Source organism: Nocardioides marinquilinus (genome assembly GCF_039543705.1).
GTDB classification, from domain to species: Bacteria; Actinomycetota; Actinomycetes; order Propionibacteriales; family Nocardioidaceae; genus Nocardioides; species Nocardioides marinquilinus.
In genome coordinates this window covers 649,701-667,743 of sequence record NZ_BAABKG010000002.1, presented here as the reverse complement: position 1 = coordinate 667,743, position 18,043 = coordinate 649,701, and the positions used below count along the sequence as shown (strand labels likewise).

Sequence of the window (18,043 nt, the reverse complement as noted above, 5' to 3'; positions counted from 1 at the left end):
CATGGCCACCTACCTCTACCGCCTCGGCAAGACGGCCTTCCGCCGCTGGCCGCTGTTCATCGCCGGCTGGGTGGTGCTGATGGTCGCCGTGGCGGCCTTCGCCGCCGCGTTCTCGAAGCCCACGACCGATGCCTTCACCATCCCCGGCATCCCGTCGGAGGAGGCGGCCGACCTGCAGGCCGAGCTGTTCCCCGGCAGCACCGACGCCTTCGACCAGGCCACCGTCAACGTGGTCGTGGCCGCCCCCGAGGGCGAGCAGCTGAGCGACTACGCCGACGAGGTCGCCGCGCTCACCGACGAGCTGCGCGCCGTCCCGCAGATGCCCGCGCCCGAGACCGTCGCCGACCCCGTCGCCGCGGCCGAGCAGGCCCAGCAGGGCGGCCAGGGCGGCCAGGGCGAGCAGGGCGGCCAGCAGGGCCAGCAGGGGCAGGACGACGCCTCGGCCGGCGCGGCCGCGGCGCTCGCGCCGATCTCGGCCGACGGCCGCATCGGCGTCATCAGCTTCGCCTTCGACGTCGACACCGTCACCGACGTGAAGCCCGAGACCCAGGAGGCCGTGCTCGACGCGCTGGACGACGCCCGCGCCGGCGGCCTGGTCGCCGAGGCCAACGGCCAGGGCATGAGCGAGTTCGCGCCGCCCGGCGGCACCTCCGAGCTGATCGGCATCGGCATCGCGCTGCTCGTCCTGATCCTCACCTTCGGCTCGCTCGTCGCGGCCGGCCTGCCCATCGTCAGCGCGATCTGGGGCGTGGCGCTCGGCCTGACCGGCGTCACCGCGATGTCGGCGTTCCTCGACGTCGGCTCCAGCGCGCCGATCCTCGCGACGATGATCGGCCTGGCGGTCGGCATCGACTACTCGCTGTTCATCCTCGCCCGCTACCGCAACGAGCTCGAGCACACCGACGACCGCGAGGAGGCGGTCGGTGTCGCCGTCGGCACGTCGGGCTCGGCGGTGGTCTTCGCCGGCCTGACGGTGCTGATCGCGCTGGCCGCGCTGGCCGTCGTCCGCATCCCGTTCCTGACCGTCATGGGCCTCGCCGCCGCGGCGACCGTCTTCCTGGCGGTGCTGGTGGCGCTGACGCTGCTGCCCGCCGTCCTCGGCATGCTGAAGTCGAAGGCGTTCGGCGGCCGGGTGCGCAAGTACCGCCCGACCCGCGACGAGCAGGGCCGCGTGCTCAACAACGGCGTCCGCTGGGCGCGCCTGGTCGGCAAGCAGCCGGTGGCGGCCGTCCTGCTGGTCGTGGTCGCCCTCGGCGCCCTCGCCATCCCGCTGAAGGACCTGTTCCTCGCCTTCCCCACCGACAGCACCGCCTCGCCCGACACCACCCAGCGCAAGGCCAGCGACCTGCTCACCGAGGGCTTCGGCCCCGGCCGTGAGGCGCCGTTCCAGCTGGTCGTCGACGCGCGTGAGGTGCCCGAGGGCGAGCGCGCCCAGGCGTTCAGCGCGGTCACGGAGTGGGCCGCCGAGCAGGACGGCGTCGTCGGCGCCCTCGACACCTCGGCCGCCGACCCGGCCGCGGCCGAGCAGTCGGCGCAGGCCGGCGGCACGACGCTGCTGCTCATCCCGCAGTACGGCCCCGACGACCAGCAGACGCAGAGCCTGCTCGACGCGCTGCGCGGCGGTGAGTCCGACATCGAGGAGGCCACCGGCACCGACATCGGGATCACCGGCCTGACCGCCATCACCACCGACGTCTCCGACCGCCTCAACGGGGCGCTGCCGGTCTACCTCGCCGTGGTCGTCGGCCTGGCGTTCATCCTGCTGATGATCGTCTTCCGCTCGGTGCTGGTGCCGCTGACCGCCACCCTCGGCTTCCTGCTGTCGGTGCTGGCCACCCTCGGCACGACCGTCGCGATCTTCCAGGAGGGCGCGTTCGGGATCATGGAGGGCCAGCCGATCGTCAGCTTCATGCCGATCTTCCTCATCGGCGTGGTCTTCGGCCTGGCGATGGACTACCAGGTGTTCCTGGTGACCCGCATGCGCGAGGCGCACGTGCACGGCGCGTCGACCCGCGAGGCCGTCGTCGACGGCTTCCGCAGCTCGGCCCGCGTCGTGGCGGCGGCCGCGGTGATCATGACCGCCGTCTTCTCCGGGTTCATCCTCGAGGACGACGCCATCATCAAGTCGATGGGCTTCGCGCTCGCCGTCGCGGTGATCTTCGACGCCTTCGTGGTGCGCATGGTGCTCATCCCGGCGCTGATGTACCTGCTGGGCGAGAAGGCCTGGTGGCTGCCGGGCTGGCTCGACCGGATCCTGCCCGACGTCGACGTGGAGGGCGAGAAGCTCGACCGCAAGGGTGTGGGCCAGCACCGCACCGACGACGCGGACGCCGAGCTCGTCGGGCGCTGAGCCGGGGCTCTCGACAGCGCTCGACAGCGCTCGACAGCGCTCGACAGCGCTCGACAGCGCTCGACAGCGCTCGACAGCGCTCGACAGCGCTCGACAGCGCTCGACAGCGCTCGACAGGCGGGCGGCCACGGTGGTCGGATGACCGGGTGCGAACCCGACCTCTCCTCACCGTCGTGGCCGCCGCTCTCGGGACCCTGATCGTCAGCGGCCTCCCGGGCGCCTCCGCCACCCCCTCGAGCCCCGCCCCTGCCCCCGACCCGCGTCCCGACCGCTCCTGGCAGCAGGTCGAGCCCTTCACCGACCAGGGCCTGCGCGGCCTCGCCGTCGCCGGCCCTAACCGGGTGTGGGTGGCCGGCGACGACGGCGGCGTCTTCCGCACCGGCGACGGCGGACGCCGCTGGGTCGACGTCTCGCCCGAGACCGACACGCCGCTCGCCTTCCGCGACGTCGAGGTGGTGGCCCCCGGCGTCGCGGTCGTGATGTCGATCGGCACCGGCACCGACAGCCGCATCTACCGCACCACCGACGCCGGCCGGTCGTGGCGCGAGGTCTTCCGCAACCGCGACCCGCAGGCGTTCTACGACTGCGTCTCGATGTGGCCCGACGGGCGCCACGGCATCGCCTTCTCCGACCCCGTCGACGGTCGGTTCCGCATCATCCGCACCGCGGACGCCGGTCGCACCTGGCGGGTCGTGAAGCCCCGGCGCATGCCGCGCGCGCTCGAGGGCGAGTTCGCCTTCGCCGCCAGCGGCACCTGCATCGAGACCGCCGGCCGCACCCGCGCCTGGTTCGGCACCGGCGGCGCCGACGCCCGCGTCTTCCGCACCACCGACCGCGGCCGCACCTGGCGCGTGTCGCGGGTGCCGATCCGCGCCGGCGAGAGCTCGGGCGTCAACTCCATCGAGTTCCGCGGCCCGCGGGTCGGCGTCGCCGTCGGCGGCGACTTCGCCGCACCGGGCCGCGGCCGCCGCACCGTCGCCGTCACCACCGACGGCGGCCTCACCTGGCAGCGCGGCGCCGACGCCCGCGGCTACCGCTCGGCGGTGGCGTTCCGGCGTCCGTCGTCCACCTCGGTCGTCGTTGCCGTCGGCTCCGGAGGCAGCGACCTCTCCCCCGACGCCGGCCGCCACTGGCGCCCCGTCGGCGACCTCTCCCTCGACGCCGTCCGCTGCGTCAGCGGCACCTGCTGGGGCAGCGGCCAGGACGGCGTCGTCGCGCGGCTGCGGTTGGGCGGCAGCCGGTAGGGCGCGCCCGGGGTCCCTTCGACAGGCTCAGGGTCCGTGGGAGGGCCGGTGGTCTCGAGGCTCGTCGCCAGGGCTCCTCACACCTCGACCATCGTCGCCACGTCGACGGGCCACCACGGTGGTCGAGGTGCGAGGCCGGCCACGGCCGAGCCTCGAGACCAGGCAGCGATCACGCCGACCCAGCCCCACGGACCCTGAGCCTGTCGAAGGGCCTCAGGCCGGGGGCACCGGGCCGAGGCGGCGCAGGGCGGTGACGTGGCCGGGCTCGAGCTCGTCGAGGGTGGTCACGCCGAGCAGGCGCATGGTGCGCTCGACCTGGCCGCGCAGGATCTCGATGGTGCGGTCGACGCCCTCGCGGCCGCCGGCCATCAGCCCGTAGAGGTAGGCCCGGCCGATGTAGGTGAAGTGGGCGCCGTGCGCGACGGCGGCGACGACGTCCTGTCCCGACATGATGCCCGTGTCGAGGTGCACCTCGACCTGGCTGCCGACCTCCTTCACCACGCTGGGCAGCAGGTGGAACGGCACCGGCGCGCGGTCGAGCTGGCGGCCGCCGTGGTTCGACAGCAGCACCGCGTCGACGCCGGCGTCGGCCACGCGGACGGCGTCCGCCACCGTCTGCACGCCCTTGACGACGACCTTGCCGGGCCACTGCTCGCGGATCCAGGCGAGGTCGTCGTAGGTGACGGTCGGGTCGAACATCGTGTCGAGCAGCTCGGCCACCGTGCCCGACCACGAGTCGAGCGAGGCGAAGGCCAGCGGCTCGGTGGTGAGGAAGTTGATCCACCACGCCGGCCGCGGGATGGCGTTGACCACCGTGCGCGGGGTCAGGGTCGGCGGGATCGTCATGCCGTTGCGGACGTCGCGCAGCCGCGCCCCCGCCACGGGCACGTCGACGGTGACCAGGAGTGTGTCGAACCCGGCCTTCGCGGCGCGGTCGACCAGCGCCATCGACCGGTCGCGGTCCTTCCACATGTACAGCTGGAACCAGTGCCGCCCGTCGGGGTCGGCGGCGGCGACGTCCTCGATGCTGGTCGTGCCCATCGTCGAGAGCGCGAAGGGGATGCCGGCCGCGGTGGCCGCGGTGGCGCCGGCGACCTCGCCCTCGGCCTGCATCATCCGCGTGAACCCGGTGGGCGCGATGCCGAACGGCAGCGCCACCCGCTGGCCCAGCACCTCGCGTGAGGTGTCGACGTGCGAGACGTCGCGCAGGATCGCGGGGTGCCACTCGACGTCGGCGAAGGCCTGGCGGGCCCGGGCCAGCGACACCTCGCCGTCGGCGGCACCGTCGGTGTAGTCGAAGGCCGCGCGCGGGGTGCGACGCTCGGCGACCCTCCGCAGGTCGTCGATGGTCAGCGCCCGCTCGAGCCGGCGCCGCTTCGGCGAGGTCTCGGGACGCTTGAACCGCAGCAGGGGGGCGAGGTCGCGCCGCGTGGGCAGCTGTCGCTTCATCGTGGGCTCCGGCTCGGCTGGTTCGGGGACGGCGCACGACCCGGTCGCGCGAGGGTTCAAGACTGCCCGACGCCGTCGCGACGACCTAGACTCCCGGGCCAGGACCGAGTCCGCGGGGCGGAGGTGAGTGGCCATGACGGGCCGCCCCGCACGCCCCGCGTCGGTCAAGGACGTCGCCGCCGCGGCCGGCGTCTCGCTCGGCACCGTCTCGAACGTGCTCAACCGGCCCGACCGGGTCACCGCCGCCACCCGCGAGCGGGTCGAGCAGGCGATGGCGCGGCTCGGCTTCGTGCGCAACGAGTCGGCGCGCCAGCTGCGGGTCGGTCGCAGCGAGACGCTCGGCTACGTGCTGCTCGACGCCCGCAACCCCTTCTTCATCGACGTCGCCACCGGCATCGAGGAGGCCGCCGGCGAGGCGGGCCTCTCGCTCGTGCTCACCAACTCGGGCCAGCGCGCCGAGCGCGAGGCCGCCCACCTCGACCTGTTCGAGAAGCAGCGCGTGCAGGGCCTGTTGGTCACCCCGGTCGACCCCGACGCCCCGGTGCTCGACCGGGTGCGCGACCGCGGCACGCCGGTCGTGCTGGTCGACCGCACCCGCGCCAGCCGCGACTTCTGCTCGGTCGCGGTCGACGACGTCCTCGGCGGCCGACTGGCCGTGCAGCACCTGGTCGACCGCGGCCACCGCCGCGTCGCCTTCGTCGGCGGCCCGCTCACCATCGGTCGGGTGCGCGACCGGCTGCGGGGCGCCCGGGCCGTGTGGGCCGACGCGGGCCTGCCGGACGACGACCTGCTGGTGCTGCCGACGTCCTCGCTCGACGTCGACGCCGGACGCGACGCCGGCGAACGGCTGGCGGCGGTGCCGGCGGCCCGGCGTCCGACCGCCGCGTTCTGCGCCAACGACCTGATCGGGCTCGGGCTGCTGCAGCAGGCCGTCGGCAGCGGGGTGCGGGTGCCGGCGCAGCTGGCCATCGTCGGCTACGACGACATCGAGTTCGCCTCGGCCGCCGCGGTGCCGCTGAGCTCGGTGCGTCAGCCGCGCGCCGAGCTGGGCCGCGCCGCCGCCCGCCTCGTGCTCGCCGAGGCCGCCGACCCCGACCACGCCCACGAGCAGGTGCTGTTCACCCCCGAGCTGGCGGCCCGGGCCTCGACGGGAACCTGACGCCCGTCGTCGCGTGGCCATTTGGTAGGACGTCCAAGTAATCTGGCGGGGCACCAGCCCGACGTCCCCCGGAGCGCCCCCATGCCCGACCTCCACGTGCCCAGCCACCCCGTGCGGCTGGTGACGGCCTCGAGCCTGTTCGACGGCCACGACGCCTCGATCAACATCATGCGGCGGATCTTCCAGAGCCAGGGCTGCGAGGTCGTGCACCTCGGTCACAACCGCTCGGTCGCCGAGGTCGTCGAGGCGGCCGTCGAGGAGGACGCGCAGGGCGTGGCGGTCTCGTCCTACCAGGGCGGGCACCTGGAGTACTTCGAGTACCTCGTCACCTCGCTCCGCGAGCGCGGCGCCGGCCACGTCAAGGTCGTGGGCGGGGGCGGCGGGGTCATCGTGCGCGACGAGATCGCGCGGCTGCGCGAGAGCGGCGTCACGATCTTCTCCCCCGAGGACGGCCAGCGCCTCGGCCTGGCCGGCATGGTCAACACCGTCGTCGCCGACTGCGACGTCGACCTGTGGGCGCAGCGCGCCGTCACCGCCGAGCAGGTGCTGGCCGGCGACGCCGCCGACGTCGCGCGCGCCATCACCGGCGCCGAGCAGGGCCGGCTCGACGACGACGTCCTGGCCGCCGTCCGCGACGCCGCCGCCCGCCACCGCACCCCGGTGCTCGGCATCACCGGCACGGGCGGCTCGGGAAAGTCCTCCCTCACCGACGAGCTGGTGCGCCGGCTGCGCGTCGACCAGCAGGACAAGCTGCGCGTCGCCGTCCTGGCCGTCGATCCCACGCGCCGCAAGGGCGGCGGGGCGCTGCTGGGCGACCGCATCCGCATGAACTCCCTCGACCTGCCCGCCGGCGCCGGCATGGACCGCAGCCGGGTCTACTTCCGCTCCCTGGCCACCCGCGGCGCCCACGAGCTGCCCGAGACGCTGCCCGACGTCATCGCCGTCCTGAAGGCGGCCGGCTTCGACCTCGTGGTCGTCGAGACGCCCGGCATCGGCCAGGGCGACGCAGCGATCGTGCCGTTCGTCGACGCCTCGCTCTACGTGATGACGCCCGAGTTCGGCGCCGCCTCGCAGCTGGAGAAGATCGACATGCTCGACTTCGCCGACGCGGTCGCGATCAACAAGTTCGAGCGTCGCGGCGCTGCCGACGCCCTCCGCGACGTCGGCCGCCAGCTGGTGCGCAACCGCGAGGCGTTCGGCCAGCAGCCCTCCGACATGCCCGTCTTCGGGACGTCGGCCGCCCGGTTCGACGACGACGGCGTCACCGCGCTCTACCAGCACCTGCGCGGCCTGCTGGCCGAGCGAGGCCTGCCCGTCGGCGAGGGCACGCTCGCCCCGGTGCAGGGGCGCACGTCGTCCGAGATCCACCCGATCATCCCGGGCGACCGCGTGCGCTACCTCTCCGAGATCGCGCAGACGGTGCGCGACTACCACGCCGAGACCGAGGTGCTCGTCGAGCGGGCGCGGCGGCTGCAGCGTCTCGAGGCGGTGGCCGGCGAGCTGAGCGGGACCGACGAGATCGACGGCCTGGTCGAGCGGGCGCGCGACGACCTGCCGCGCGAGGTGCGCGAGCAGATCGACGGGTGGCCCGCGGTGGTCGAGGCCTACTCCGGCGAGGAGCAGGTGGTCGTCGTCCGCGACAAGCAGCTGCGCACGGCGCTGACCCGCGAGTCGCTGAGCGGCACCAAGGTGCGCCGGGTCGCGCTCCCCCGCTACGCCGACCACGGCGAGCTGGTGCGGTTCTGGCGCGCCGAGAACCTGCCCGGCGTCTTCCCGTTCACCGCGGGCGTCTTCCGGTTCAAGCGCGACGGCGAGGACCCCGCCCGCATGTTCGCCGGCGAGGGCGACCCGGCCCGCACCAACCGTCGGTTCAAGGTGCTCTCGCAGGGCAGCGAGGCCACCCGCCTGTCGACCGCGTTCGACTCGGTGACGCTCTACGGCCGTGACCCCGACGAGCGTCCCGACGTCTACGGCAAGGTCGGCACGTCGGGGGTGAGCGTGGCGACGCTCGACGACATGCGCGAGCTCTACGACGGCTTCGACCTGCTCTCGCCGACGACGTCGGTCTCGATGACCATCAACGGCCCGGCGCCCACGGTGCTGGCGTTCTTCCTCAACACCGTGCTCGACCAGGCGCGCGCGAACGGCGTCGACGAGGCGACGGCGCTGCAGACCGTGCGCGGCACGGTGCAGGCCGACATCCTCAAGGAGGACCAGGGCCAGAACACCTGCCTGTTCTCCACCGAGTTCTCGCTGCGGATGATGGCCGACATCCAGGAGTGGTTCATCGAGCAGGGGGTGCGCAACTTCTACTCGGTCTCGATCTCCGGCTACCACATCGCCGAGGCCGGGGCGAACCCCCTCAGCCAGCTCGCCTTCACCCTCGCCAACGGCTTCACCTACGTCGAGTCCTACCTGGCCCGCGGCCTCGACATCGACGACTTCGCGCCCAACCTGTCGTTCTTCTTCTCCAACGGCATGGACCCCGAGTACTCGGTCATCGGCCGGGTCGCCCGGCGCATCTGGGCGGTCGCGATGCGCGAGCGCTACGGCGCCTCCGAGCGCTCGCAGAAGCTGAAGTACCACGTGCAGACGAGCGGGCGGTCGCTGCACGCGCAGGAGATGGACTTCAACGACATCCGCACCACGCTGCAGGCGCTCATCGCGATCTACGACAACGCCAACAGCCTGCACACCAACGCCTTCGACGAGGCGGTGACGACGCCGTCGGAGGCCTCGGTGCGCCGGGCGCTCGCCATCCAGCTCATCATCAACCGCGAGTGGGGCCTGGCGATGAACGAGAACCCGCTGCAGGGCTCGTTCATCGTCGACGAGCTGACCGACCTCGTCGAGGAGGCCGTGCTGCGCGAGTTCGACGCCATCAGCGAGCGTGGCGGCGTCCTCGGTGCCATGGAGACCGGCTACCAGCGCGGCCGCATCCAGGACGAGTCGATGCTCTACGAGCACCGCAAGCACGACGGCTCGCTGCCGATCGTCGGCGTCAACACCTTCCTCAAGGACGTCGGCGACGGTGCTGACGGGGCCACGCCCCAGCACGTCGAGCTGGCCCGCGCCACCGATGCCGAGAAGCGCTCGCAGCTCGACCGGGTGCACGCCTTCCAGGCCGAGCACGCCGAGGACGCCGCCCACGCCCTCGCCCGCCTCAAGGAGGCCGCCACCACCGGCGAGAACGTCTTCGCCGTCCTCATGGACGCCGCCCGCGTCTGCTCCCTCGGCCAGGTCACCGACGCCTTCTTCGAGGTCGGTGGCCAGTACCGCCGCAACGTCTGAGCGCTGACCCGTCGGACATGTCTGACGGGTCGACGTCGGAATCGCGCTGACCCGTCGGACATGTCTGACGGGTCGATCTGAGTACTGCGGCGGATCCGCCGGACGCCGCGGTTTCCTAGCGTCGGAGGTCCAGTCTCGGACCACGAGAGGAACGCCCGTGTCAGACCAGCGAACCGCCGTCCGGAGCACCACCCGCCGCAGCCACGACCTCCCGGTCGCCGCCGCCCTCGCCGTGCTGGCGGTGGGCCTCGCCTGGGGCGCCGTCGCCTGGGCGCTCGACGCCGCCGACGGGGCGGTGCGGGTCTCGCCGGGCAGCACCAGCTACCGCACCGAGTTCATCGACACCGGCATCCAGCTGCCGGCGTCGGTCGTCGCCGTCGTGCTGGTCGTCGTCGCGGGCTGGTTCTCGTGGCGGGTGGCGGGCCTCGGCCTGGCCGGCGTGGTCGCCGCGCTGTGGTGGGGCGCCTCGGTCACCGTCCGGCGCTACGAGGACTCCGGCTGGAGCGACGGGCTCGAGGTCTTCGCGTTCGTCGTCCCGATCCTCGCCGCGGTGTTCGGCGCCCTCGGCCTGGCCGTTCTCGTCGCGGCCCGCGGCCGGCGCTAGTCACCTGGGGCCCGGTTCGCCGCCCGACCCCGGCCTCGACGCGAACCGAGCGATCGCTCGGTTCAGGACGCCCACCCCGCCCGAACCGGGCACGAACCGAGCGATCGCTCGGGTCAGGACGCGGGGCCGACCTCGGCGTCGGCGGTGAGGTCCTGACGCACGCGGCGGAACGGGGAGGCCGCGAGGGCGAGGACCGCGACCGCGAAGATCCCGGCGGCGACGGCGAGCGCCGTCCGCTCCCCCGCCTGCACGGCGAGCAGCCCGCCCAGGGGCGCGACGACGACGATGACCGCGCGGTTGAACGAGCGCATGGTCGTGACGGTGCGGCCGAGCAGGGCGTCGGGGGTCAGGGCCTGGCGGTAGCTCTCCTCGTGGGAGTTGCTGAACCCGATCCCGAAGCCGTAACAGGCCTGCCCCGCACCGAGCACGAGCGTCGCGACCCAGCCACTGGTGCCGAGCCCGGCCACCAGCGTCACGACCACGCCGACGGTGGTGACCACGTGCGCGAGGATCACCGCACCGCCGGTGCCGAGGCGTCGTCCGCCCGCACTCGTGGTGGCGGTGCCGACGACCGCCCCCACCCCGGCCAGCGCGGTCGCGACGCCGAACTGCAGCGGGCTCAGCCCGAGCGTGACGAGCGCGAACGGCGCCAGCACCGCGCCGACCACGGCGTTGGCGGCGAACCAGACGTGCGTCGTCGCGGCCAGCACAGCCAGGCCGGAGCCGCGGTAGACCCAGCGGACGCCGTCCCGGATCTCGCGCACGATGCTCGGCCGGGCCGTCGGCGCCGGGGCGGGCTCGTCGACCCGCAGCGTCAGGGTCGCGACGGCCGCGAAGAGGTAGGTGGCGGCGTCGACCAGCACCGCCAGTGGCGCCCCGACCAGCTTGACGAGCAGGCCGGCGAGGGCCGGCCCGCTGGTCTGGGCGACGGCGTCGGCGCCGTCGATGCGGGCATGGGCGCGCTGCAGGTCGCGCCGCTCGACCAGGCGCGGCACGAACGCCGTGGACGCCGCCCCGTTGACCAGCGACGCCGCTCCGTAGCAGGCCGCCACTACGAGCAGCAGCGGCAGCGTGAGGACGTCGAGCGCCCACGCCAGCGGGATCGCCGCGAGCAGCACCGCCTGGGCGAGGTCGGTGACGACCAGCACCGGCTTGCGCCGGTAGCGGTCGACCAGCGCGCCGACGACGAGGCCGAGCACGAGGTAGGGCAGCCAGCGCGCCGAGTTGACCCAGCCGACGTCCTGCGCCGTGCCGTCGAGGGTCAGCACCACGATCGTCTGCAGGGCGAGCAGGGTGATGTAGGTGCCGAACGACGAGACCGTCTCGGCCCACCAGAACCGCGTGAAGTCGCGCGAGGGGAACCGCGTCGCGACGTCGCTCACGCCGCCATCCTCGCCGGTCGAGCGGTCGGGGCGGGGGTCGAGCCGCCACCTTCTCGGGCACTGCCTCCGCTTCTCGGGCGTTGCAACGGCCGAGGACGTCAGGGATACCCGGTGAACCGGGTATCCCTGACGACCCGTGGGACAGGTGGGACGACGACCTCAGAACGCGTCGCGACGGCGCAGGGAGCGGGGGCGGCCGTCGGGGTCGTGGGCGGCGAGGTAGAGCGGGAGGGCGCCGAGGCGGGCGAACCAGCCGACCTCGGGCACCGGGAGACGGCGCAGGCGGCCGGGCGGGCGGGGGCCGCGTCGTCCGCCCTCGTGCCAGGCGTCGAGCGCGTCGGCGCAGGCCGCGTAGGCGGCGAGCATGCCGGCGGGGTCGACGCAGTCGCTCATGTCGCCGGGAGCACCGGGGGCGGCCGGCGCTTCGGGGTCGTGGGGCTCGCGGTCGAGGTGCTCGGCGGCGAGGGTGAGCCGCAGGTCGCGGGCGTAGGCGCCGGCCCGGTCGACCACCACGCACGACAGCTCGGAGTCGTGGGTCCACGAGCGGCGGTTGAAGTTGTCGGAGCCGATCGAGGCCCACGTGTCGTCGACCATGCAGGTCTTGGCGTGCACGTAGACCGGCGTTCCGGCGTGGTTCTCGATGCCGAAGATGCCGACGCGGTCGGGCGCGGCCGCCGTCATCTCGGCCATGGCGCGGCGGCGTCCCTCGCGCTGCGCGACCCGGTTGAGCCCCTCGACGTCGGGGTGCAGTGGCACCACGACGATCACGTGCAGGTCGTCGTGCGCGCGCAGGGCGTCGGTGAACACGTTGCCGACGTGGCGGCCCCACAGGTACTGGTCCTCGACGTAGACCAGCCGCCGGGCCTGCTCGACGGCCTTGCTGTAGCCGCGGGCCACGCTGCGCTCGCCGCCGTCGGCGAAGGCGTAGTCGCGCCCGCCGCGCAGGTCGGGGTAGGTGCGCAGCAGCTGGACGACGTGGGTCGCCCCCGGCACCGGCGGCGGCGGCGGCGCCTGCGGGGGCAGCGGGTCGGGGCTGGTGTCGAGGCCGCGCAGCTTGTCGCGGGTGAGGATGATCGGGCTGCGCAGCAGCGTGGTGGGGTCCTCCCACCGCTCGCGGAACGTGGTCTCGACGTCGTGCACCGCCGGCCCGGTGATGGCGGCCTGGATGTCGTGCCACGGCGGCGTCGGGCCGTACTCGTCGGGCATGTTGTCGAGCGCCTGCGGGTCGCCCCCGTGGTCGCGGTCGTCGCGGCGCGAGTGGGCGAGGTCGATGCCGCCGACGTAGGCGATGTCGCGCGTCGGGTCGTCGCGGTGCCGGATCACCACCAGCTTCTGGTGGTGCGAGCCGCGCTGGCGCACCCGCATGTCGAGGATCGCCTCGACGCCGCGCTCCTGCAGCCGTCGTCCGAGGTCGTGGTTCTGCTCGGCGGTGAAGCCGATGCGGTTGCTGTGCGAGCGCCACACCAGCCCGCGCACGTCGACGCCGCGCTCGTCGGCGCTGCCGAGCACCTCGACGACGTGGCTGTCCTCGGCCTCGGTGAGGCGCTGGTCGGCGTCGCCCTGCCAGTCGGTGAACAGCACCAGGTCACCGGGCCGGGTCGCCGCGATGCGCTCGCACAGCTCGGCGAAGTAGGTGGCGCCGTGCACCAGCGGCCGCACCAGGTTGCCCTCCGACCACGCCCGCGGGCCGGGGTGGACGTCGTCCACGCGGGTCCAGGGGTTGCCGCGCTCGGGCTGGGTGAGCAGCCAGCCGGTGAGGTCGTCGCCGGCCGGGCCCGCCCCGACGTGACGCAGGATGTCGTCGACCACCTCGACGACCGGGCGCGTGGCGTCGACGCGCACCCCGTCGGGCACGTCCTGCTCGGTGGCGTGCAGCCGCAGCACGAGGTCGCGCTCGGCGGGTGCGGCACCGAACTCGTCGGCGGGACGCCGGTCGAGCCGCTGCTCGAGCGTCGTCCGGTCGACGTCGAGCACGAACACGCCGTCGAGGTCCTCGACGAACCGGTGCCAGTTGCGCGAGCCGCCGCACAGGAAGGTGAGCGGGCGGCTGCGGTCGGCCAGCAGCGCGCGCACCCGCTCGAGGTCCCAGACGTGGTGCTCGTGCGAGGCGCCCTCGAGCGGCTCGCCCGTCTCGGGATCACCCTGGTAGGCCAGCTCGCGATCGCCGTGGACGGCTTGGTGGCCGCGGCGGGCCAGCTCGTCGCAGACGGTGGTCTTGCCGGTGCCGGAGACGCCTTCGACGAGGTAGTTGCGCTGACCCACGTCGGTCAGTATCGACCCGGGCCGTCGGGCGCCGCGCTCGCGGCGTGCGTCGGGGTGCTGTCCGGGGCTGCCGTCGGGCTCAGTGGGGCCCAGTTGCGTTCAATCGAACGGTCTGGAGCGGAGGAGAACCCGAGAAGCCCGTCGGATCGTTCGATCGAACGGATCGGCCGTTCGCACCGAGGGCCGGCCACCAGCTCAGGTCGTGAGGAAGGCGCGCAGCGCGGCGAGCGTGGCCTCCGGGGCCTCCTCGGGCAGGAAGTGGCCGCCCTCGACCGCCTCGCCGGTGACCAGCTCGGGGTCGGCGGCGTAGCCGCGCCAGACCTCGAGCGGGTCGTAGGCGCGGCCGACGAGCCCCGCCGCGCCCCACAGCACCAGCAACGGGCAGGCCACCCGGCGTCCGGCGGCGAAGTCGGCGTCGTCGTCGGCGAGGTCGACGGTCAGCCCGGCGCGGTAGTCGTCGGTGGTGCCGCGGACCGACTCGGGGTCGAAGCAGCGCACGTACTCGGCGACGGCGTCGGCGTCGAAGACCGCGCCGGGGCCCGACCACTGGTCGAGCTTGGTGCGCAGCCAGTGCTCGGGCGCGCCGCCGATCAGCACCTCGGGCAGGTCGTTGTGCTGCGCGAGGAAGAACCAGTGGTCGTAGGTGCGGGCGAGCTCGAGGTCGACGTGGGTGAGCACGTGGCGGGTCGGCACGATGTCGAGGACGGCGGCACGGCTGACGGCGTCCGGGTGGTCGAGGCAGAGCCGGTGCGCCACCCGCGCGCCCCGGTCGTGACCGACCACGGCGTAGCGCTCGTGGCCGAGCGCGCGCATCAGGCCGGCCTGGTCGGCGGCCATCGCGCGCTTGCCGTAGGCCGCGTGATCGGGGGTGGACGCCGGCCGGTCGGAGCCGCCGTAGCCGCGCAGGTCGGCGGCGACCACCGTGTGGGTGGCGGCGAGCCCGGGCGCGACGAGGTGCCACATCGCCGAGGTCTGCGGGTAGCCGTGCAGGAGCAGCACGGGCGGCCCGTCGCCGGCCACGCGGGCACGGACGCGCACCCCGGCGACGTCGACGTCGTGGGTCTCGAAGTCCTCCAGCACCGGCATGCCCCCATCCTGACCCCCAAGCCCTGACCCGCAGCCCTGACCCACCGCGCTGACGACCGTGTTCCGTCCGCGATCGGCCCTACGGTCGGGCCATGGCCCTCACCTTCGCCGGCGCGCTCGACCGCGACGCCCTCGCCCGCGCGTGCCGCGCGCTCGTCCCGCTCGTCAGCGACGCCCGCGTGGCCGAGCGCTGGGACGACGGCTCGGCGCTGCCCGGCCTGACCGTCGGCGGCCTGACTCGCCACCTCGTGAGCCAGCCCGAGTGCGCCGTGGAGTTCCTGCGCGCGCCGCTGCCGCCCGACGTCCCGCTGCTGTCGCTGCGGGCGCACTACGACCGCGCCGACTGGCTCGACGCCCCGGTCGAGCACCCGGCCAACACCTCGATCTGCGCCGACTTCGACGCGATGGCGGCCGGCGGCCAGCCCCACTCGGTCGGCATCCTCGAGCAGTCGCTCGCCGACCTGCCCGGGGCGATCGCCGCGGCCGGCCCCGTCGTCCACGTGCCGTGGCAGGACTGCGCGCTCGCGCTCGACGACCTGCTGGCGGTGCGGCTGGTGGAGGTCGTCGTCCACGCCGACGACCTCGCCACGAGCGTCGGCGCCGAGCCGCCCGCCTTCGACGACGACGTGCTGCACCCGGCGCTCGCGGTGCTGGCGATGCTGGCGGCGCGGCGGCACGGCCAGGCCCCGCTGGTGCGGGCGCTGGCACGCGCTGAGCGCTCGTCGGGCGCGGTGTCGGCGTTCGGCGGGTGAGGACGACGCTCTAGCGTCGGGGCGGTGAGCGCCCCGACGAGCCCGCCGAGCCCCGACCTCGTCCGCACGCTGCCGGCGTCCTACGAGATGACGGTGCCCGAGGGCTACATCGACGAGAACGGCCACATGAACATCGGCCGCTACTTCGAGCTCGGCGCGTGGGCGCCGTGGAAGCGGCTGGCCGAGCTCGGCGTCGACGCCTCGTACCTGACCGAGCGGCTGCTGTCGTTCTTCACCGTCGAGCACCACATCCGCTACCTCGGCGAGCTGCGTCTCGGCGAGCCGTTCTCGGTGCGGCCGGCGCTGGTGGGACGCACCGCCAAGGCGGTGCACGCCGTCGCGTTCGTGCTCGACGAGGGGCGCGACGCGGTCGCCTGCACGATGGAGGTCATGTACGTGCACGTATCGATGCAGTCGCGGCGCTCGGTGCCGATCCCCGACGACCTCGCCGCCACCCTGGACGCCGAGATCGCGGCGTCCGGCTGGGCCGCCGAGCACGCCGACCGGCTCAGCCTGCGGCGGTGAGTACCGGGCACCCCGGGCACCCCGGGCACCCCGGGCGCGACGACCTCGGCGCGGAGGTCGCCCTCGACGGGCCGGCCGCCCGCGTCGTCTCGCTCGTGCCGTCGCTGACCGAGGCGCTGGTCTCGGCGCGGCGCGAGGCCGTCGTCGGCGCCACCGACTGGTGCACCCACCCCGCCGACCTCGACGCGCACGGCGTGACACGCGTGCGGGGCACCAAGAACCCCGACCTGGCCGCGATCCGTGCCCTGTCCCCCGACGTCGTCGTGGCCAACAAGGAGGAGAACCGCGAGCTCGACGTGCGCCGGCTGCGCGAGTCGGGCGTGGCGGTGTGGGTCACCGACATCTCCACGGTGCCCGAGGCGGTGGGGTCGATGCAGCGGCTGCTCGCCGCCCTGGGCTGGACGCCGCCCGCCTGGCTCGCCGAGGCCGACCGGCTGTGGTGCGGGCCGCTGCCGCCGGTGACGCGGCGGGTCGTCGTCCCCATCTGGCGCGACCCGTGGCTGGTGGTCGGCTCCGACACCTTCACCTCCGACCTGCTGCGACGGCTCGGGTGGCAGAACGTCGTGCGCGAGGAGCGCTACCCGACCCTCGACCTCGCCGACGTCGACGGCGCCGGGGCCGACGTCGTCCTGCTGCCCGACGAGCCCTACGTCTTCACCGCCGACGACGGCCCCGAGGCCTTCGAGCGGACGCCGACCGAGCTGGTCAGCGGCCGGCTCATCACCTGGTACGGGCCGTCGCTGGTCGAGGCGGCCAGCCTGCGGGGGTGAACCCGACCGGCGTCGCGTCGCGTTGGATGCGGGCCATGACGACCACCACGCTGCTCCCCGTCCGTCGCCGCCGCCCCACGCACCGCCTCGCCGCCACGTGCGCCGCCGCCGTCCTCGGGCTCGGCGCCCTCGCGGGCTGCTCCGACGACGGCGACGGCAACGACGACGGCGGGGACGGTGAGAGCGCCGACCCGGTGCTGGTGATCGAGGACCTCGAGGAGCGGGTCAGCACCGGCCTCACCGAGACGGTCGGGCAGGCGCCCGAGGACGTCGACTGTCCCGACGACCTCGCCGCCGAGGCCGACGCCGAGACCCGCTGCACGGTGACCGCGGACGGCCAGACCTACGGCGCCACGGTGACCGTCACCTCCGTCGACGGCGCCGACGCGCAGCTCGACATCCAGGTCGACGAGCAGCCCACCGAGCCCGCCGAGTAGCCGCTCCCGGCCGAGACCGGGCCGCGGTCAGCCGCGGCGGACGCGCACGGTCGGGTAGTCGAACGACTCCGACCGGACGATCGAGCGCAGCTGCGGGTAGGTGGCCGGCACCAGGTCGGCGTACAAGGCCTGCCCGGAGGCCGGCACGAGCTTGGTGATGATCAGGGCCTCGAACGCCCGCGGGCTGCCGATGCAACGGGCGGCGAACGAGACGCGCACGAGGTCGCGTCGGTAGTCGATGCGGTGTCGGGGGTGGCAGTCTTTCCCACCCAGCACGCGCGCCGTGCCGGCACGGTCGCCGCGACGGGCCAGCACGCTCACCTCGGTCGACCGTCCTCGGTCCGCACCGTGCAGGAGGACCAGGCTGGTCTCGAGGCGCCGGCCGCGCGGCTGCAGGTCGCGGAACCCCACGACCGCCGAGATGCGGTGGTCGCCGTAGCGCACCGCCCAGGTCTCGACGTCGACGGCGGGCCGCGGCGTCCGGTCGATCCGGTCCTCGACCAGGCGGCCGACGTCCCCGGACCCGTCGGTGCCGGTGACCCGTTGGGCCGAGGCGGGGGCAGCCGCGAGGCCGACGCACACGGCGACGGCGGCGACGAGGGCGAGGAGTCGTCTCATGCCGCGAACCGTAGGTGGGCCGGCCGGCGGCGTCGGGCAGCCCGGGCCGGTAGTCCCTGACGAAAATCAAGGATCCCCACGTCGGAACCCTGATCTTCGTCAGGGACTACCGGG

The 18,043-nt window shown here is 74.2% G+C and carries 14 protein-coding genes; 9 read left to right on the top strand and 5 right to left on the bottom strand.

Annotation, left to right across the window (positions count from 1 at the left end; all coding sequences use genetic code 11):
* Position 1 precedes the first annotated feature (1 nt).
* Together ABEA04_RS09235 and ABEA04_RS09230 are read left to right on the top strand one after the other, a co-directional pair.
* Complete coding sequence (locus tag ABEA04_RS09235; RefSeq protein WP_345457335.1) at positions 2 to 2,350, top strand: MMPL family transporter; 2,349 nt, start codon at positions 2 to 4, stop codon at positions 2,348 to 2,350.
* A 173-nt stretch (positions 2,351 to 2,523) separates the two neighbouring features.
* Positions 2,524 to 3,594: a WD40/YVTN/BNR-like repeat-containing protein gene (locus ABEA04_RS09230; RefSeq protein ID WP_345457332.1), complete on the top strand. Its 1,071-nt coding sequence runs from the start codon at positions 2,524 to 2,526 to the stop codon at positions 3,592 to 3,594.
* Positions 3,595 to 3,807: 213 nt separating this feature from the next.
* Here ABEA04_RS09230 and ABEA04_RS09225 read toward each other — a convergent pair whose 3' ends face one another.
* Entirely contained in the window at positions 3,808 to 5,043 is a 1,236-nt protein-coding gene (locus tag ABEA04_RS09225) for an alpha-hydroxy acid oxidase (RefSeq protein WP_345457329.1), read from the bottom strand.
* 133 nt (positions 5,044 to 5,176) lie between these two features.
* Here ABEA04_RS09225 and ABEA04_RS09220 point away from each other — a divergent pair, with 133 nt between their 5' ends.
* The 3 genes from ABEA04_RS09220 (at position 5,177) to ABEA04_RS09210 (ending at position 10,097) form a co-directional block, all read left to right on the top strand.
* Entirely contained in the window at positions 5,177 to 6,202 is a 1,026-nt protein-coding gene (locus ABEA04_RS09220) for a LacI family DNA-binding transcriptional regulator (protein WP_345457326.1), read from the top strand.
* 81 nt (positions 6,203 to 6,283) lie between these two features.
* On the top strand, positions 6,284 to 9,493 hold the full coding sequence (gene icmF / locus ABEA04_RS09215) for a fused isobutyryl-CoA mutase/GTPase IcmF (RefSeq protein ID WP_345457323.1): 3,210 nt from the start codon (positions 6,284 to 6,286) through the stop codon (positions 9,491 to 9,493).
* A gap of 157 nt (positions 9,494 to 9,650) precedes the next feature.
* Entirely contained in the window at positions 9,651 to 10,097 is a 447-nt protein-coding gene (locus ABEA04_RS09210) for a hypothetical protein (RefSeq protein ID WP_345457320.1), read from the top strand.
* Positions 10,098 to 10,210: 113 nt separating this feature from the next.
* Here ABEA04_RS09210 and ABEA04_RS09205 read toward each other — a convergent pair whose 3' ends face one another.
* The 3 genes from ABEA04_RS09205 to ABEA04_RS09190 all read right to left on the bottom strand — a co-directional run bounded on the left by ABEA04_RS09205 (position 10,211) and on the right by ABEA04_RS09190 (position 14,827).
* Entirely contained in the window at positions 10,211 to 11,479 is a 1,269-nt protein-coding gene (locus ABEA04_RS09205) for an MFS transporter (RefSeq protein WP_345457317.1), read from the bottom strand.
* A 159-nt stretch (positions 11,480 to 11,638) separates the two neighbouring features.
* Positions 11,639 to 13,741 (bottom strand): phospholipase D-like domain-containing protein, encoded by a 2,103-nt coding sequence (locus ABEA04_RS23010; protein WP_425576999.1) that lies wholly within the window; start codon positions 13,739 to 13,741, stop codon positions 11,639 to 11,641.
* A 195-nt stretch (positions 13,742 to 13,936) separates the two neighbouring features.
* Positions 13,937 to 14,827: an alpha/beta fold hydrolase gene (locus tag ABEA04_RS09190; RefSeq protein ID WP_345457314.1), complete on the bottom strand. Its 891-nt coding sequence runs from the start codon at positions 14,825 to 14,827 to the stop codon at positions 13,937 to 13,939.
* A 92-nt stretch (positions 14,828 to 14,919) separates the two neighbouring features.
* On the opposite strand from ABEA04_RS09190, the gene ABEA04_RS09185 reads away from it, so the two are divergent.
* The 4 genes from ABEA04_RS09185 to ABEA04_RS09170 are packed head-to-tail and all read left to right on the top strand — an operon-like array spanning position 14,920 to position 17,311.
* On the top strand, positions 14,920 to 15,579 hold the full coding sequence (locus tag ABEA04_RS09185; protein WP_345457311.1) for a maleylpyruvate isomerase N-terminal domain-containing protein: 660 nt from the start codon (positions 14,920 to 14,922) through the stop codon (positions 15,577 to 15,579).
* 24 nt (positions 15,580 to 15,603) lie between these two features.
* The gene (locus ABEA04_RS09180) at positions 15,604 to 16,104 is read left to right on the top strand and encodes a thioesterase family protein (RefSeq protein ID WP_345457308.1); all 501 of its coding nucleotides are present in this window, start codon (positions 15,604 to 15,606) and stop codon (positions 16,102 to 16,104) included.
* A complete protein-coding gene (locus ABEA04_RS09175; RefSeq protein WP_345457305.1) occupies positions 16,101 to 16,874 on the top strand; it encodes a helical backbone metal receptor in 774 nt (257 codons plus the stop codon). The genes ABEA04_RS09180 and ABEA04_RS09175 overlap by 4 nt, the downstream gene beginning before the upstream one ends.
* 35 nt (positions 16,875 to 16,909) lie before the next feature.
* Positions 16,910 to 17,311 (top strand): DUF4333 domain-containing protein, encoded by a 402-nt coding sequence (locus ABEA04_RS09170; protein WP_345457303.1) that lies wholly within the window; start codon positions 16,910 to 16,912, stop codon positions 17,309 to 17,311.
* 27 nt (positions 17,312 to 17,338) lie between these two features.
* On the opposite strand, the gene ABEA04_RS09165 is transcribed toward ABEA04_RS09170, so the two are convergent.
* Positions 17,339 to 17,929, bottom strand: coding sequence for a hypothetical protein (locus tag ABEA04_RS09165; protein ID WP_345457300.1), 591 nt, complete (start codon positions 17,927 to 17,929; stop codon positions 17,339 to 17,341).
* Positions 17,930 to 18,043 lie beyond the last annotated feature (114 nt).

Excerpts from the sequence above, each read along its gene's own strand:
- ABEA04_RS09235 (WP_345457335.1), top strand. The coding sequence starts at position 2 with ATGGCCACCTACCTCTACCGCCTCGGCAAGACGGCCTTCCGCCGCTGG.
- ABEA04_RS09225 (WP_345457329.1), bottom strand. The coding sequence starts at position 5,043 with ATGAAGCGACAGCTGCCCACGCGGCGCGACCTCGCCCCCCTGCTGCGG.
- ABEA04_RS09220 (WP_345457326.1), top strand. The coding sequence starts at position 5,177 with ATGACGGGCCGCCCCGCACGCCCCGCGTCGGTCAAGGACGTCGCCGCC.
- icmF (WP_345457323.1), top strand. The coding sequence starts at position 6,284 with ATGCCCGACCTCCACGTGCCCAGCCACCCCGTGCGGCTGGTGACGGCC.
- ABEA04_RS09190 (WP_345457314.1), bottom strand. The coding sequence starts at position 14,827 with ATGCCGGTGCTGGAGGACTTCGAGACCCACGACGTCGACGTCGCCGGG.
- ABEA04_RS09185 (WP_345457311.1), top strand. The coding sequence starts at position 14,920 with ATGGCCCTCACCTTCGCCGGCGCGCTCGACCGCGACGCCCTCGCCCGC.
- ABEA04_RS09170 (WP_345457303.1), top strand. The coding sequence starts at position 16,910 with ATGACGACCACCACGCTGCTCCCCGTCCGTCGCCGCCGCCCCACGCAC.
- ABEA04_RS09165 (WP_345457300.1), bottom strand. The coding sequence starts at position 17,929 with ATGAGACGACTCCTCGCCCTCGTCGCCGCCGTCGCCGTGTGCGTCGGC.